At 46.1% G+C, this 17,280-nt stretch carries 15 protein-coding genes and 1 other annotated feature; all 15 genes read left to right on the forward strand.

Going from position 1 to position 17,280, the window contains the following annotated elements:
• Positions 1 to 19: 19 nt before the first annotated feature.
• The 15 genes from ACTNCK_RS08220 (at position 20) to hcp (ending at position 17,168) form a co-directional block, all read left to right on the forward strand.
• Positions 20 to 1,282, forward strand: a complete 1,263-nt coding sequence (locus ACTNCK_RS08220; RefSeq protein ID WP_441082024.1) for a hypothetical protein — start codon at positions 20 to 22, stop codon at positions 1,280 to 1,282.
• A gap of 53 nt (positions 1,283 to 1,335) precedes the next feature.
• Complete coding sequence (gpmI, locus tag ACTNCK_RS08225) at positions 1,336 to 2,877, forward strand: 2,3-bisphosphoglycerate-independent phosphoglycerate mutase (RefSeq protein ID WP_441082025.1); 1,542 nt, start codon at positions 1,336 to 1,338, stop codon at positions 2,875 to 2,877.
• A 102-nt stretch (positions 2,878 to 2,979) separates the two neighbouring features.
• Positions 2,980 to 3,855, forward strand: coding sequence for a phosphoribosylaminoimidazolesuccinocarboxamide synthase (locus ACTNCK_RS08230; protein WP_441082026.1), 876 nt, complete (start codon positions 2,980 to 2,982; stop codon positions 3,853 to 3,855).
• 119 nt (positions 3,856 to 3,974) lie between these two features.
• Entirely contained in the window at positions 3,975 to 5,417 is a 1,443-nt protein-coding gene (purF, locus tag ACTNCK_RS08235; protein WP_441082027.1) for an amidophosphoribosyltransferase, read from the forward strand.
• A 240-nt stretch (positions 5,418 to 5,657) separates the two neighbouring features.
• Positions 5,658 to 7,109 (forward strand): adenylosuccinate lyase, encoded by a 1,452-nt coding sequence (gene purB, locus ACTNCK_RS08240; protein WP_441082028.1) that lies wholly within the window; start codon positions 5,658 to 5,660, stop codon positions 7,107 to 7,109.
• 13 nt (positions 7,110 to 7,122) lie between these two features.
• Positions 7,123 to 7,437: a glutaredoxin-related protein gene (locus ACTNCK_RS08245; RefSeq protein ID WP_441082029.1), complete on the forward strand. Its 315-nt coding sequence runs from the start codon at positions 7,123 to 7,125 to the stop codon at positions 7,435 to 7,437.
• A 247-nt stretch (positions 7,438 to 7,684) separates the two neighbouring features.
• Positions 7,685 to 7,931, forward strand: a binding site (T-box leader).
• 75 nt (positions 7,932 to 8,006) lie between these two features.
• Positions 8,007 to 9,038, forward strand: coding sequence for a bile acid:sodium symporter family protein (locus tag ACTNCK_RS08250; RefSeq protein WP_441082030.1), 1,032 nt, complete (start codon positions 8,007 to 8,009; stop codon positions 9,036 to 9,038).
• Positions 9,039 to 9,157: 119 nt separating this feature from the next.
• Complete coding sequence (locus ACTNCK_RS08255; RefSeq protein WP_441082031.1) at positions 9,158 to 10,072, forward strand: hypothetical protein; 915 nt, start codon at positions 9,158 to 9,160, stop codon at positions 10,070 to 10,072.
• 17 nt (positions 10,073 to 10,089) lie between these two features.
• Positions 10,090 to 10,749, forward strand: coding sequence for a lactate utilization protein (locus tag ACTNCK_RS08260; protein ID WP_441082032.1), 660 nt, complete (start codon positions 10,090 to 10,092; stop codon positions 10,747 to 10,749).
• Between the two features lie 22 nt (positions 10,750 to 10,771).
• The gene (locus ACTNCK_RS08265; protein WP_441082033.1) at positions 10,772 to 11,305 is read left to right on the forward strand and encodes a tRNA (cytidine(34)-2'-O)-methyltransferase; all 534 of its coding nucleotides are present in this window, start codon (positions 10,772 to 10,774) and stop codon (positions 11,303 to 11,305) included.
• An 88-nt stretch (positions 11,306 to 11,393) separates the two neighbouring features.
• Positions 11,394 to 12,740, forward strand: a complete 1,347-nt coding sequence (locus ACTNCK_RS08270; RefSeq protein ID WP_441082034.1) for a sodium:proton antiporter — start codon at positions 11,394 to 11,396, stop codon at positions 12,738 to 12,740.
• A 14-nt stretch (positions 12,741 to 12,754) separates the two neighbouring features.
• Positions 12,755 to 13,771, forward strand: coding sequence for an AAA family ATPase (locus ACTNCK_RS08275; protein WP_441082036.1), 1,017 nt, complete (start codon positions 12,755 to 12,757; stop codon positions 13,769 to 13,771).
• 89 nt (positions 13,772 to 13,860) lie between these two features.
• Positions 13,861 to 15,015, forward strand: a complete 1,155-nt coding sequence (locus ACTNCK_RS08280; protein ID WP_441082037.1) for an Ig-like domain-containing protein — start codon at positions 13,861 to 13,863, stop codon at positions 15,013 to 15,015.
• Between the two features lie 137 nt (positions 15,016 to 15,152).
• Positions 15,153 to 15,377 carry an HPr family phosphocarrier protein gene (locus ACTNCK_RS08285; RefSeq protein WP_441082038.1) on the forward strand — a complete coding sequence of 75 codons (225 nt, stop codon included), beginning with the start codon at positions 15,153 to 15,155 and terminating at the stop codon, positions 15,375 to 15,377.
• A gap of 150 nt (positions 15,378 to 15,527) precedes the next feature.
• Complete coding sequence (hcp, locus tag ACTNCK_RS08290) at positions 15,528 to 17,168, forward strand: hydroxylamine reductase (protein WP_441082039.1); 1,641 nt, start codon at positions 15,528 to 15,530, stop codon at positions 17,166 to 17,168.
• Positions 17,169 to 17,280: the final 112 nt, after the last annotated feature.

The raw sequence follows: 17,280 nt of genomic DNA on the forward strand, positions 1-17,280 counted from the left end.
AGAATGGAGGTATAAAGACGTGCTGGTCATCCGACTTGTAGAAAATGAAAGATACGGTTTCATTGATGACATGGGAAAAGTCCGTCCCGTTACCTTTCTTAAGAGAGAATATGGCGAGATGTACAGCTTCTATGACGGTATCATTCCGACTGATGAGGAGATCATCAGGGAGACTCCTGAGATAAGGAATCTTCCGGAGGAGACCCAGAAGCTTGTCATTGAAAAACGCAGAGAAGAGCTTAAGAAGATAAATGCTTTCCCTCTTGACAAATATGAGGTAGAGGAGAAGGTGATAGAGCCGGACAAGGCAGAGGACATCGAAAAGGATGAAGAGGCTGCCTCGATCGAGTTCGTAATGATAGACCCAACCCTTCCAAAGCACATGACAGTGCTTGTTACAGAAAAGGAAAAGAAAGAACTTTTAGATATCCAGGAGAAGATGGGATACTCTGGAGACCTGATAAGGGATACTCAGGAGGGCCATCATGACACCAGAGAAAAGGAAGTCAATGATACTATGAAGTTCGTCCGCGACATCTTAGTCGATGCCTGCTGCAGGGGCGAGCAGCTCGATCAGCGTCCGACTGATTATGCGGAGGTCCGTCACAAGCTCGAGGAGCAGGTCGCAAACGCCGTTACGACCCGTCAGGAGGGCGAGGTAAAGAAGCTTATCTGTCAGGTCGATTTCGCTGCAGCTACTGAGACCATAGTCATAGGCGAGGATTATGTGATGAGATCGGGTGAGTACGAGAGAGCCTATTCCAGAGCCTACGGAGTGGAGATCGAGACCGTAAGGAAGCATGTTTCTGAAAGCATAAGCTACGTTGTAGAGCAGGAGAAGCTCGTTGGCAGGAGCCTTGATGATTTTGAGAATCAGAGAAATCATTTCTACAGAAAGCATACCAAGTTCGATGACTACAATGTACCCTTCATCGATTCGATAGATATGGAACCGGCAAGGGATATAGAGGATACCTACCGAAACGGATATGCCATGACACTCTACAAGCTGACTGACGGAAGTCATAACAGCTCAAAGCAGATGAGGGATGGTATCAGGAAGCTTGTCGATCAGATCGACAGGATGAGGGGCGAGGTATCGGGTATCAGCACCTATGATACCGAGAAGACCATGCAGTTCATGCAGGGCCTCAAGCGTCTGGCTATGAAGAAGTATACTCTTCTGCCGTGGGATGTGGAATCCGATGAAATTCCGGATGTAGCTGCCGGCTCTGAAAAGGACAGAGAAGGTGGCTGGTCATTTTTCAAAAAAAGGATATAAATTGTTACACTGCATGGTGATTTCCATGCAGCCGTAAAGCGGAGGTATTTATAATGGCAAAGAAACCATATGTGCTTATGATAATGGACGGCTTCGGTATCAATCCGAATCCAAGGGCCAATGCAGTTGCAATGGCCAATAAGCCGGTGCTCGATTCACTGGTAAAGGAATATCCATTTGTTGAGGGAGCTGCTTCCGGTCTGGCAGTAGGTCTTCCTGACGGTCAGATGGGAAACTCCGAGGTCGGACATATGAATATGGGGGCCGGACGTATAGTGTATCAGGAGCTCACCCGTATCACAAAGGCCATAGAGGATGGCGATTTCTTCAAGAATGAAGAGCTTGTCGAGGCATTTGAAAACGCAAAGAAGAACGGTAAGAGTGTCCACCTGTGGGGCCTTCTTTCTGATGGGGGAGTCCATTCACATAATACCCACCTCTATGCCCTGCTTGAGATGGCAAAGAAGCTTGGCGTTGAGAATGTATATGTACACTGCTTCCTTGATGGACGTGATACTTCACCTACAGCAGGAAAGGACTTCATCGCAGAGCTCGAGGACAAGATGAAGGAGATAGGCGTTGGAAAGATCGCTTCCATAAGCGGCAGATACTATGCCATGGACCGTGACAACAGATGGGACAGGGTCGAAAAGGCCTACAGAGCCCTGACAAGAGGCGAGGGCAATGAAGCTGCTTCTGCAAAGGAGGCTATCGAGGCTTCATATGCGGCTGACAAGACTGATGAGTTTGTTGTTCCGTGCGTTATAAAGGAGAATGGTAAGCCGGTAGCCACAGTTTCGGATGGCGACAGCGTTATCTTCTTTAATTTCCGTCCAGACAGAGCCCGTGAGATGACAAGGGTCTTCTGTGCAGATGAGTTTGACGGATTTGACAGAGGAGATAGGATAAAGACCGATTATGTATGCTTCGTCCAGTATGACGATACTATCCCGAATACCAGGATCGCCTTCAAGAAGGAGGAGCTTAAGAATACATTCGGTCAGTTCCTTGCTGATCATGGTATGACTCAGGCCAGGATAGCAGAGACCGAGAAGTATGCTCATGTCACCTTCTTCTTCAATGGAGGAGTAGAGGAGCCTAATCCTGGTGAGGACAGGATTCTGGTCAAGAGTCCAAAGGTCGCCACCTATGATCTCCAGCCAGAGATGAGCGCACCTGAGGTATGTGATAAGCTCTGCGCTTCTATAAGAAGCGGCAAGTATGATGTGATAATCATAAATTTTGCAAACCCTGATATGGTTGGCCACACAGGAGTCCTTGATGCAGCTGTAAAGGCTGTCGAGACTGTAGATACCTGCGTAGGCAAGGCTGTAGAGGCTCTGAAGGAGATGGATGGTGTCATGTTCATCTGCGCTGACCATGGTAACTGCGAGCAGGAGATCAACTACGAGACAGGTGAGCCGCTTACAAGCCATACCACAAACCCTGTTCCGTTCATTCTAGTAAACGCTGATCCTAAGTACGGCCTTAGGGAGGGCGGAAAGCTCTGCGATATAGTACCGACCATAATCGAGCTTATGGGAATGGAGAAGCCGGATGAGATGACAGGGGAGTCGCTGCTTATAGAAAAGTAAATAGGATATAGGGAATAGGGGATAGGGGATAGGGACTGCCTGGTCCCTGAATCCTGACCCCTAACCCCTAACCCCTAACCCCTAACAAAGAAAGGAAAAAAGATGAAAGAGTACAAGCCAGTCAAAGAAGGTAAAGTAAGAGAGGTTTATGATGACGGTGATTCGATCATCATGGTTGCTACGGACAGGATCTCTGCCTTTGATGTGATCCTTAAGAACAAGGTCACTGACAAGGGCAGGGTCCTGACCCAGATGTCAAGGTTCTGGTTTGATTACACAAAGGATATCATCCCAAATCATATGATCTCATGTGATGTGGCTGATATGCCTGAATTCTTCCAGACCGATGAGTTCGCCGGACGTTCCATGAAGGTAAAGAAGCTTGATATGCTTCCTGTGGAGTGTATTGTAAGAGGCTACATCACCGGAAGCGGCTGGGAATCCTATCAGAAGAACGGAACAGTATGTGGCATCTCTCTTCCGGATGGACTCGTAGAGTCAGACAAGCTTCCTGAGCCGATCTACACTCCTACGACAAAGGCTGATCTCGGAGATCATGATGAGCATATCACCTTTGAGGAGTCGGTCGATATCATTGAGAAGCTTCATCCTGGAAAAGGAAGGGAGTATGCCGAGATTCTGCGTGACGATACGATCGCCCTTTACAAGAAGTGCGCTGACTATGCCTTAAGCAGAGGCATTATCATCGCTGATACCAAGTTCGAGTTTGGTCTCGATGAGAATGGAAATGTGGTACTTGGTGACGAGATGCTTACTCCTGATTCATCAAGATTCTGGCCTGCAGACGGCTACAAGCCTGGTCAGGGACAGCCTTCCTTCGACAAGCAGTTCGTAAGAGACTATCTGAAGGCTAATCCCGACTGTGACTATGACCTGCCAAAGGACGTGATCGACCGTACTATTGACAAATACAAGGAAGCCTACAAGCTCCTCACCGGGAAAGACCTTTCATGGTAATTTCGTCCTTACTGCATAGCGTACTCACTGATACCCACAGGCTTTTCCTGTGGGGTTGCCTAGCGTAATGACGGCGGCAGCTGCCGCGGCACAGGTCGAAGGAGCCTTATCTCTTCAAAATGAAAAAGAATTATTATTCCAATGTAAATGAGAAGCTTCACGAGGAATGCGGAGTATTCGGTATCTATGACATCGACGGAGAGGATGTAGCAGGGACCATCTATTATGGCCTTTTTGCTCTTCAGCACCGCGGTCAGGAAAGCGCCGGCATTGCCGTATCTGATACAGACGGCCCCAAGAACAATGTCAGTGTGATAAAGAACATGGGCCTTGTAAACGAGGTCTTCTCAAAGGATGATCTCTCAGCTCTGCATGGTGATATAGGAGTAGGACATGTCAGATACTCGACCGCCGGAGAATCCACAAGGGAAAATGCCCAGCCGATGGTGATAAACTATATAAAGGGCACTCTGGGACTTGCTCATAACGGTAATTTGATAAATGCCAATGAGCTGAAGCAGTATCTTTCTGAGACAGGAGCTATCTTTCAGTCGACTATCGATACAGAGCCTATAGCCTATCTTATAGCAAGAGAAAGATTAAAAAGCGACACAGTTGAGGAGGCTGTAAACAGAGCCTGCCGCAAGCTGAAGGGTGCTTTCTCACTGGTTGTTATGAGTCCGAGGAAGCTTATAGCTGCAAGAGACCCGTTCGGCTTTAAGCCTCTTGTTATCGGAAAGCGCGGGAACAGCTATATTTTCACCTCTGAGACTGCGGCTCTTGATACCATAGGTGCCGAATTCGTAAGGGATGTACGTCCCGGAGAGACAGTCTGGGTAAAAAGAGACGGCATCCTGCATTCAGATATGTCGCGTGCCCTGCCTTCAGAGAAGCAGGCAAGATGTATTTTTGAGTACATATACTTTGCCAGACTAGACAGCTATATAGACGGCATCTCTGTTTATGACGCGAGGATAAAGGCCGGACGTTTTCTGGCTCAGGATTCTCCGGTAGACGCTGATCTGGTCGTAGGCGTTCCTGAGTCCGGTAACGCAGCTGCTATGGGATATGCTCTGGAATCAGGGATCCCTTACGGGACTGCTTTTGTAAAGAATGGCTATGTGGGCAGGACCTTTATCAAGCCCGGACAGAAGAGCCGTGAGTCATCGGTAAGGATAAAGCTCAATGTCCTAAGAGAAGCAGTCGATGGAAAAAGGGTTATTATGATCGATGATTCTATAGTAAGAGGAACGACCTCTGACAGGATAGTCGGAATGCTGAAGGAAGCAGGAGCAAAGGAGGTCCATGTCAGGATTTCTTCTCCTCCATTTCTCTGGCCATGCTATTTCGGTACAGATATACCGGTAAGAGAGCAGCTAATAGCCTACAACCGTTCGATCGATGAGATTAGACAGATAATCGGAGCAGATTCACTTGACTACTTATCAATTGACAGACTAAGGCAGATGGTAGACGGGCTTTCGATATGTGATGGTTGCTTCACAGGCAAGTATCCACTTGAGCCACCGAAGGATGATATCAGAGGAAGGTATGAGAGGTAAGCGGCCGAAAGCTTGTAGGCGAGAGCAAGCCGCAGGCGCAGCTCAAGCCACAAGCGAGGCCGCTGTCTGAGATTAGCGAGAACGAGTCGAAGACGAAGTTCGAGCTTAACGAAGACAGCTTCCTTGTTAATGAGAGCGAGCCATAGGCAAAGCTCGAATTTAGCGAAAAGTACTTCCTCACACCTCACCCCTCAGACCTCGCACCTCAGACCTCGCACCTACCAAAACAAGGAGAACACAATGAACACAGACGCATACATAAGTCCCTTAAGCGAGCGTTACGCCAGCAAGGAGATGCAGTATATTTTTTCAGAGGATAAGAAGTTTTCGACATGGAGAAAGCTTTGGATCGCTCTTGCCCAGACGGAGATGGAGCTCGGACTTTCTGAGAATGGCAAGCCGGTGATCACACAGGATATGATCGATCAGATGAAGGAGCACATCTACGATATCAACTATGATGTTGCAAGAGAGCGCGAGAAGGTCGTAAGACATGACGTTATGAGCCATGTATACGCTTACGGCAAGCAGTGCCCTAAGGCAGCCGGTATAATTCATCTCGGAGCCACAAGCTGCTATGTCGGTGATAATACTGATGTCATCATCATGCGCGAGGGACTTTTGCTTGTAAGGAAGAAGGTCCTTAACGTAATAAATGAGCTGGCAAAATTCGCAGATAAGTACAAGGATCTGCCGACCCTTGCCTTTACACATTTCCAGCCGGCCCAGCCTACCACAGTAGGAAAGAGAGCTACTCTCTGGTGCAATGAGTTCATGCAGGACCTTGAGGATATAGACTATGTGATATCTACGATGAAGCTCTTAGGATCAAAGGGTACAACAGGTACTCAGGCAAGCTTCCTTGAGCTTTTCAATGGAGATGATGAGACCATTGACAAGATAGATCCTATGATAGCAGAGAAGATGGGCTTTGATGCCTGTGTTCCTGTATCCGGACAGACCTATTCGAGAAAGCTTGATACCAGGGTATTAAATGTCCTTGCCGGAGTCGCTGCCTCAGCCCATAAGATGAGTAATGATATCAGGCTTCTTCAGCACTTGAAGGAGGTCGAGGAGCCATTCGAGAAGAATCAGATCGGTTCATCAGCAATGGCTTATAAGAGAAATCCTATGAGAAGTGAGAGGATAGCATCTCTTTCCAGATATATCATGATAGATGCTCTTAATCCTGCTATCACATCAGCTACACAGTGGTTTGAGAGGACACTTGATGATTCTGCAAACAAGAGACTTTCTGTAGCCGAGGGCTTTTTGGCTACAGATGGTGTACTTGATCTCTGCCTCAATGTCGTGGACGGACTTGTAGTATATCCTAAGGTGATCGAGAAGCATATAATGGCTGAGCTTCCTTTCATGGCTACTGAAAATATTATGATGGACGGAGTCAAGGAGGGCGGAAACCGTCAGGAGCTCCACGAGAGGATCAGGGAGCTTTCGATGCAGGCCGGAAAGAATGTAAAGGAAAATGGAGGAGACAATAACCTGCTTGAGCTTATAGCAGCAGATGATGCCTTCCCTCTTGATCTTGACACATTAAAGAGGTCTATGGATCCTAAGAAATATGTCGGCCGTGCACCAAGACAGGTGAAGAAGTATCTCGATGAGGTCGTAAATCCTGTGCTCGAGAAGAACAAGGCTGACCTTGGAATTAAGGCAGAGATAAACGTCTGAAAAGGAGGCGCTTATGGTAACTATCTATGGTCTTAAGACCTGTCCCTACTGTGACTATATAAAGGCGCAGATAGAGGGCAGGGAGGATGAGTTTCACTATATCGACATAGGCTCACATGTGAAATACATGCATGCATTTATAGATCTGCGCGACAAGAGGAGTGAGTTCGATCACAGCAAAGAGATCGGAGACATAGGGATCCCGGCCTTCGTGCTCGAGGATGGGAGCATCACCCTTGATCCTGCAAGGGTAGGTCTTAAGGAGTATGACCCGTCTATGCCGTCATGCTCTATTGAGGATCATAAGAACGGAAGATCAGGCTGTTAAGGATCTGATCAGAAGCTGCGGTATTCCGCAGCTTTTTTTATTTGTTAAAGTATGTTTTCTATTCTACAGAAGGGTATAAGCGCAATATTTATTTTTGGCAGGATATCTTAACGGAATGATCGCGAGGCTTGATGGAATATGGCAGTTTAGAAAGATTTGATGAATTATTTTCATTATGGTATTGACAAATATTCATCTAGTGTTATACTCATGGAGTAAACTTAATAAAGCAGGTAAGCAGTCCTACCTAAATTCGTAGATGAGAACAAGTCACATGGATATGACACCTTGAAGAGAAGTGCCGGTCGGTGCGAGGCACAGGAAGCGTCCATAGTGGTATCCTCTCAGAGAAGCAGCGCCAAAAGGCATGAATGCCGATTAAGTGCTGACGGTATCCCCCGTTACAGGGAAGCGCATGATGGTGCGTAAAGTGTCGTTTGCAGTTGCAGGCGGAATCAGGGTGGTAACGCGGAATAGTTCATTTCGTCCCTCTATGGCATAAGGAATGCCGGGAGGGACTTTTTTCATCCCCTCCTCTTTGACCTGCGAAAAGCAATGGAGGTACTATCATGAAAAAGCTTCAGAAACTGGCAAAGCTGATGTCGGATCACACGGCTATAGTCGTAATAGCCTTTGCGGTGATCACATTTATCTATCCGGCATGGATGGGTTGGGTAAACCATGCCTGGTTTTCGGATTTCGCGACGAACCGTTTTACATCCCAGACCTTCATCATAGGTATCATAATGATGAGCATGGGAATGTCTATGACCACGGATGACTTCAGGATACTTGCAAAGAGGCCCCTCGATATATTCATAGGTGCTGCAGCCCAGTACTGTGTAATGCCATTCCTGGCCTATACTCTGGTACATCTTCTGCATTTGCCGTCCGATCTGGCACTTGGACTTATCCTTGTTGGCTGCTGTCCGGGAGGCGTTTCATCAAACGTGATGTCCTATCTGTGTCACGGTGATGTAGCCTTCTCGGTGGGCATGACCACAGCATCAACCATACTTGCCCCTGTAATGACACCGCTTCTCGTTTCATTGCTTGCAAGCGGAGCAACGGTAAGCATAAAGGCCTTTCCTATGTTTGTTTCCATAATAGAGACAGTCATAATCCCGGTAGCGATAGGCTTCGCATTGAATGCTTCACTTGGAAAGAATAAGAAATTCAATGAATTCCAGAAGCTCATGCCGGCAGTCGCAGTCTTAGGACTAGCCTTTGTGGTTGGTGGAGTCGTGAATTCACAGGGATCGAGCTTCTTTACATCAGGACTTGTGATCTTTGCAGCAGTCTTCCTTCACAATGGACTCGGATATCTGCTTGGGTATGTGGTAGGAATATTCACAAGAATGAACAAGGCAAAGAGAAGAACTATCTCTATAGAGGTAGGCATGCAGAATGCCGGTATGGCAACAAACCTTGCAACTACCACAGCGCAGTTTGCCACGATGCCGAATGCGGCTATAATAGCAGCGGTCTCATGTGTATGGCATTCCATATCAGGAACCATACTTGCAGGCTTCTTTGCATGGCTTGATAAGAAAACTGAGGCAGAGGGAGCAGGTGTAAAAAAGGTAAAAGAAGCAGCATAAGTCATATAGCTTGAATTCAGAAGGGACAGTCTAAGTGACTGTCCCTTTTGCTGTTGACGAAAGTGCCTGACAGGCGTATGATAATCATTTAGTCAGCAATATTTTAGGAGAAAGTGTAAATGAGAGGAAACATAGTAAAGGCATTGACCCTTATAGCAGCCATTGTGACGGTTACAGCTTATGCAGGAAACAGTAGCTCCGTGGCAGAGGCAGCACCTAAGACTAAGAAGACAGTTACAGTTGAGCCCTCGGGTGATGAGAGCGGATGCTTGGACTTCAATGAGATAGCCGCCTACAGCGAGGAGGGAGGCTATAAGATAATCCTTAGTCCCGGGACATACTATATCAACGGCCAGCTGCGTCTTAACAGCAATACATATCTTAAGGCAGACGGCGCAAAGATAATAGAGGTCCAGAATGGATCCAGGCTTATTACCCAGCCCTATGACAGGAACGGCTATAAGCAAAGGAAGGGCTACGACAGTGTCCATGATATAACTATAGACGGCGGCACCTGGGCGGGGACAAAGAAATTCGCCGACTACGGAGTGAATATCAAGAATGGACAAAAGACAGGTCCTAATGTGATAAATTTCTGGCATGCCAGGAATATCACGATAAAGAATCTTTGTGTATACAATGCAGTAAATGCTCATTTGATAGAGCTTTGCGGTGTAAAAAACGCCCGCATCATCGGTTGTCACATAGGCTGTCGCAAGACTAAGGACGGAAGCCTGAAAAGAGGCTGTTCCAAGGGCGATATATACCGGGGTGCTATACAGCTTGATTTCTGCTCGAAGTCGGGCAACAGGCATTCAGAGCCCTTCGATGGAACGACCTGCCGAAATGTCACTATAAAGGACAATTATATCTGGTACAGGACAGGAATACAGATAGCAAATGATTCGTCAAAGACCACAAATGATGTGAAGGTAAAGGACAATATACTGCGCTGTAAATACGCCTGGACTAATGTCAGCATGAGAAAGGCCCGTGGCTTTAAGGAATCAGGCAACAAGAGAAAAAAGTATTAGTAATGAAGGAGACTGTAATGGATCAGGCAAAGAGGATAAACTATCAGCATACAGCAGCAAGCATAATAAATAAGCTAAAGGCCCGTCATATGGAAGGTTTCTACTGTGAGGATTTAGGATCAGCCAAGGAGAAGGTAATAGAGCTAATAGAAAACGGCATGGATCAAAAGCCATCAAAGGGGCGGAGCGTGGCCTATGGAGGATCCATGACGATCGACAATACGGATCTTAAGGCTATGATTGAGGCAGCAGGGCATAAGCTTATAGTAAGGGAAGACTATAAGACACCTGAGGAGATGAGGGAGCTTAAGGCTCTTTCGGTAAATGCCGATTCCTTTATAATGAGTACCAATGCCATCACACTTGACGGTGAGCTTATAAACATAGATGGACGCGGAAACAGGCTATCATTTATGATATACGGGCCGGATCAGGTGATAATCCTTGCAGGGATGAATAAGGTCGTCACAGGGGTAGAGGACGGGATAAGGAGAGTAAGAAATATTGCTGCCCCTGCCAATACAGTAAGACTTGGCTGCGATACACCGTGTGCCCTGACGGGTCAGTGCGCAAACTGCCTTAAAAACACAATATGCGACCAGATAGTGGTCACAAGGGCATCCATGATACCGGGCAGGATAAAGGTAGTGCTTTTTGGCGAGGAAGCAGGATACTGATAAGTGAAAGGACATAAGGAAAATGCTTGGCATAGTCTTACATGAGCCGGAAATCCCGTTTAATACCGGAGCCATCGGCCGGACCTGTGTGGCTACAGGCTCATCGCTCCATCTTATATATCCACTGGGATTTGCGCTAAGTGATAAATATATAAAGAGAGCTGGCATGGATTACTGGTCCAGGCTTGATCTGCACAAGTACAATGATTATGAGGATTTTATAGAAAGACATAGTAATCTTTGCTTTAACAATGAGGGAGAGTCAGGCTCTAAAAAGCTCTGGTTTGCAACTACAAAGGCCAGACAATGCTACTCGGATGTGAGTTTCGGAAAGGATGATATGATCATGTTCGGAAAGGAGTCTGCCGGGATCCCTGAGGAAATACTGATAAGGCATCCTGATTCATGTATCAGGATCCCAATGATTGGAGAAACCCGTTCCCTTAATCTGTCGAACTCGGTTGCCATAGTGCTCTATGAAGCACTGCGTCAGAACGGCTTTGCCGGGCTTAACGAAAAGGGCCAGCTTCACCGGCTAAGCTGGGACTTAAGATAGTTTTTCTTGACATGCTTCTTCAAAAATAATAAGGTAGTAGCTGGCAGATTTCCGGGTGAAATCCGAATGGTTTTATGGAGGTAATAAAATGAGTGTTCCTATATGGATGTGTATCCCATTTGCGGGATTGCTGCTCTGTGTAGCGCTTTTTCCGCTTTTCGCAGGAGAATGGTGGGAGAAGCACGAGGGGTTGGTGGTCGCACTGTGGTCAGTTGCTGTGATAGTGATCTTCGGGGCCAGATTCGGCGCAGGCGCTGCTGTAAAGACCGTAGTATCATGTATAGCAAATGACTACCTGACCTTTATCATCCTTTTATTCGGGCTGTACTGTGTAGCAGGAAATATTTCCTTTACGGGAGATCTGGCAGGATCCCCGGGAGTGAATGTCGTTCTGCTTGCTATAGGAACACTTCTTTCAAGCCTTATTGGTACGACAGGATCATCAATGCTTATGATCCGTCCTGTGATCAAGATGAATGGCTGGAGGAAGAGAAAGTCACAGATCATGATATTCTTCATCTTCCTTGTGTCAAATATAGGAGGATGCCTGACTCCTATGGGAGATCCTCCGCTTCTTATGGGATTCATGAGAGGGGTTCCTTTCTTCTGGAGCCTGCATCTATTCCCTGTCCTTATAGTAAATATGATCCTTCTGCTTACTATATTCTATTATATAGACAGAAAGGCCTACAGGGCTGATATAGCAGAGGGCCGTATGCCGGATCTGCATTCTACGACTACAAAGATCAGCTTCAGCGGACTTCACAATCTGCTCTTTCTTATAATGATAGTGGTAGGAGTGATCCTGAGCGGATCCCTTCCTGGTATGAAGGTTTTCCAGAATAGTGACGGCTCGGTAAAGGGTATATCACTTCCGGGAGGCGACACTCTGGGGTGGCCATCGATCATAGAGGTGGCTATTATTCTTCTGGCTGCTTTTCTGTCATTTAAGACAACTGACAAGGAGGTCCGTACCAGGAACCATTTCACCTGGGGAGCTATCCAGGAGGTGGCAGTGCTTTTCATAGGGATCTTCCTTACCATGCAGCCGGCACTTATGCTTCTTAAAGACAAGGGAGGCGACCTGGGACTTACGACTCCTGTCCAGATGTTTTTCTCAACAGGGGCGCTCTCAAGCTTCCTTGACAATACACCTACATATCTGGTATTCCTTACGACAGCAGGTGCTCTTGGGTTTAAGAGCGGACTTCATACGGCGCTTGGCGTGATACCGATGAAGATGCTTACCGCTATATCATGCGGTGCTGTCTTCATGGGAGCTAATACCTATATAGGTAACGCTCCAAACTTCATGGTAAAGTCCATGTCGGACGAGAACGGTGTTTCGATGCCTTCGTTCTTCGGATACATGAAGTGGTCAATTAGTATACTGATACCGGTGTTCATCCTTGATGCACTGATATTCTTCATTTAGAAAGGCGGTATTATATGTCAGACAAGAATGAAGCGATCAGACTCGCAAAGAGAATATATGACCTTGATGAAAAGGCCTATCGTGCTTCAGGCTCTGCCCTGGGCCATGTATATACCGGTGACAGGGAGGCCAGGATTGATGAGATCATAAGGTGCATGGAGACACCTGAGGTACGCTTTAATCTCAGACAGCAGCTTGCTCTTATCGGAAACATGGCTCATACCATAGAAGACGACGATGAGAGAGAGAAGGTGCTTGGGGAGTACGAGGATGTGATAAAGGATTTCCATGAGTTCATCGATAAGAACGGCGGTCCTTCCGGTATCATGGATCCTATTATCGCAAGCTTAAACTCCCTTACCTTAAAGAACAGGATGGAGAAGCAGCATCTTATCATCTGCATCAGCCGTTCAAGTGCCTCAGGAGGAAGCCATGTGGGACTGGAGCTCGCTGAGAAGCTTAATATCGATTATCTGGATTCGCGCATAATTGAGAATATGATAAAAAAGCTCGAGGTGACGGAGGACATAGAGAAGGCTACATCTGAGATCCCTGAATCCGAGGGCAGCAGCGCTGATATAGATGAGGAGATCCTGTCTTTTGAAAACACATCAAAGATCAGGAAGTTTATCCACAGGAAAAACAGGTATCATGGATTGAACTATCTGGATGCAAGCTTTTTCCGTATGACTGAGATCATCACGGCTCTGGCAAAGGAGCAGGACTTCGTTATCGTTGGTCGTGCTGCTGACAGGATTCTGACGAATAACAGGATTCCTCACATCAGCATCTTTATCACGGCACCTTTCGAGTCGAGGATCACCAGGGTTCAGAAGATAAGAGGCTGTGACAGAAGGACAGCCAGGAAGATTCTGAAGGCTGCGGATAATATTCATGCGAGATATTATAACTACTACACCGGTCTTAAATGGGGTGATGCGAATAACTATGACCTCTGCCTTAACAGCGCAAGCTACGGAATAGATGGCTGTGTAAAGCTTATTATGAACCTGCTTGAGCCGGTAAAGTAGGAAAGAAACAGTAAGAAGGGAGCAGAGCTATGACTAGTAGCTCTGTTTTTTTGGATAAGCAGATGATATGCAAAAGAAAGGATTTCAAGATGAAAAAACGTATTTTTTCCGTGATCATGGCAATGGTCTTTTCTGCCACCCTTTTAATGCCTGTGGCTGCGAGGGCAGATGATTACTATGAGGACAGTGAAGGGGATTACGATTACAGTGATGATTACTCTATTGATGACGACTACAGTGATGACAATGACGACTATGATGAAGATGTGCCTGTCGACTATTCAAATGCAGCCTTAAAGGATACTGACCTTACTGTTCTGGCATCAAAGGACTGGGGGGATTCGTATACAGCTTCGGGACAGATTGAGATAACCGGACTTCCTGAGGGTTCATACGCAGACGACGAGGATATATCAAATATCACAAGCCAGAATCCCAATATCAAGGCTGACTCATACAGTCTTTCTATTTCTGAAAATGTGCTCGAGTTTGAAGTCGAGGGAACAGGAAGCACCACGATCTCATTTATGCTAGGGACAAAGCAGCTTTCGTTTCATCTTAGAATTCTGGTTCCACTAAGCATGAAATCAAATTCCTATGTGCTTACAAGGGGACATAAGGTAAAGCTTAAGCTCTCTGGTGATAAGAGCGGAGTAAAGCTTAAGTACCAGAGCCTTAAGCCTTCTGTTGCCTCGGTAAACAGCAGGGGTCAGGTAAAGGCAAAGAAGCCTGGCACAGCCGTAATAAGGATCACAGCTGATTATGGTGAGACAAAGGACTATATAGGTACTGTGATAAATGTGACAACAAGCAAGAAATCAGCTGTATTCAGATGGGCAAGAAGCTATGTTGCAAAGAGCAAATATAGTCAGGCCAAAAGGATGCAGAAGGGATACTATGACTGCTCGTCACTTGTCTGGAGAGCCTATAAGAGCAGAGGCATATCACTTTTGAATAAAAACTATGCGCCTACAGCAGCTGACCTCGCCAAATATCTGGTCGGAAAGGGCAGGAAGGTAGGAAATGCATCTTTAAGTAACTTCGATTCAGGAAAGTTCCAGATCGGAGATCTGATGTTTGAGACAGGTGCAAAGAACGGCAGATATGATGGGATCTACCATGTCGAGATGTTCGGTGGATATGCCCTTAATGATTTTGATGAAAGCGGAAAGCCGGAGTTATCCTATAATTTCGCCAACCTTCAGTATTATCCTAACTCTGCCAATATCATCTGCCGGCCTTAGACTGGATTTATTTCAAAAAAGGCTTGCATTTTTGGAGAAATGTGGTATAATACGTCTCAATGCAGAGGAAACGGTTTTTGGGTTTAAGGGTTTCCATGCTTTGACTATGAATGCAAGTATGTACACGAGGTGATACTATGAAGTTTATGATTCGTTTACACAGCCCTAAGGATGCAGAGGAGTTCGTAAAGATAGCATCAGGATACGATTATGATATCGATCTGAAGACCGGTGCTGCTTATCTTGATGCCAAGTCCCTTCTTGGAGTGATTTCATGTGCCATTGATAAGAAGGCAATGGTGATCTGCCCTAAGGGAGCGTCAGATTTCAGGAACAGCGTTGCGAAGTTTGCTGTAGCATAAGAGAGGCAGATGGCACAGGACTTTGATGGATTTCCATCAGGGTCTTTTTTTGTTAAATTTAATATGGTTGTTTTTACAACGTAACAATCATGCAGACTCTGATATCCTTATATACGGAAAATCAATCACGAAATATCAGTGGAGGTAGAAATGGACAATCAGATGTTTTGTTATCAGTGTCAGGAGACAGCAGGATGCAAGGGATGCACAATATCAGGTGTATGTGGAAAGAAGCCTGAGGTAGCAAGGATGCAGGATCTTCTGATCTATGTGACTAAGGGACTTTCAGCTGTCACAAGCGCTCTTAGAAAGAATGGAGCAGCGATACCGGAGGATGTCAACCATCTTGTAACGGTAAATCTCTTTACGACGATCACAAATGCCAATTTTGATCTGGATTCGATAGAGGAGAAGGTTGTAAGGACTCTTGAGAAGAAGGAGGAGCTTCTGGCAGGATTAAAGGAGTCACAGAGGAAGAGCCTGCCTGATGCTGCATTATGGAATGGAGACAGGGAAAGCTTCGATGAGAAGGCAAAAGAGGTCGGAGTCCTTTCTACGAAGGATCAGGACATCAGGTCATTAAGAGAGCTTATCACATACGGATTAAAGGGACTTTCTGCATATACTAAGCATGCGAACGCTCTTTTAAAGGAGGATCCTTCTGTAGACGAGTTCATCCAGGAGACCCTTGCAAAGACTCTTGATGATTCTCTTACTGTCGATGATCTGGTAAAGCTTACTCTTGAGACCGGAAAGGCCGGAGTAAACGGCATGGCACTTCTTGATTCGGCAAATACCAGCACATATGGGAATCCAGAGATCACAAGTGTGGATATAGGTGTAAGGAATAATCCTGGAATCCTTATATCAGGACATGACCTTAAGGATCTTGAGATGCTTCTTGAGCAGACAAAGGGAACAGGCGTCGATGTCTATACCCATTCCGAGATGCTTCCTGCTCATTATTATCCTTTCTTCAAGAAGTATGATAACTTTGCCGGAAACTATGGAAACGCATGGTGGAAGCAGAAGGAGGAGTTCGAAAGCTTCAACGGACCTATCCTTATGACCACCAACTGCATAGTACCTCCAAAGGATTCTTATAAGGACAGACTCTTTACCACAGGTGCCTGCGGATATCCGGGATGTAAGCATATCGATGCTCCTTACGGACAGGAGAAGGATTTCTCTCCTATCATCGAGCTTGCAAAGAAGTGCAAGGCACCTGATCAGATAGAGACAGGTAAGATTGTAGGTGGCTTCGCCCATGAGCAGGTATTCGCACTTGCAGACAAGATAGTAGATGCGGTAAAGAGCGGTGCTATAAAGAAGTTTGTCGTAATGGCCGGCTGTGACGGCAGGGCTAAGTCGAGAAGCTACTATACAGACTTTGCAAAGGCTCTTCCAAAGGATGCAGTGATCCTTACCGCAGGCTGCGCAAAGTATAAGTACAACAAGCTTGACCTTGGGGATATAAATGGAATTCCAAGAGTTCTTGATGCCGGACAGTGCAACGATTCATATTCACTTGCTCTTATAGCCTTAAAGCTGAAGGAGATATTCGGACTTTCAGATGTAAACGAGCTTCCGATCGTTTATAACATAGCTTGGTATGAGCAGAAGGCAGTCATAGTTCTTCTTGCCCTTCTCTATCTGGGTGTGAAGAATATCCATCTGGGACCAACCCTTCCGGCCTTCCTTTCTCCAAATGTCGCAAAAGTCCTTGTTGACAATTTCGGCATAGCAGGAATCGGTAGTGTAGAGGACGATATGAAGCTCTTTTTCGAGTAAAAGGTAAAAATATCCTGTCACTTTTTATATCGTTGTGTTATAATACAAGACAGCAATGGCGCCCTGTGTCAGGGCGTCTTTTGCAGTTTATAATCATTAGAAAATACTTTTG

The organism is Candidatus Weimeria sp. HCP3S3_B5 (assembly GCF_052064335.1).
Taxonomy (GTDB): Bacteria; Bacillota; Clostridia; order Lachnospirales; family Lachnospiraceae; genus Weimeria.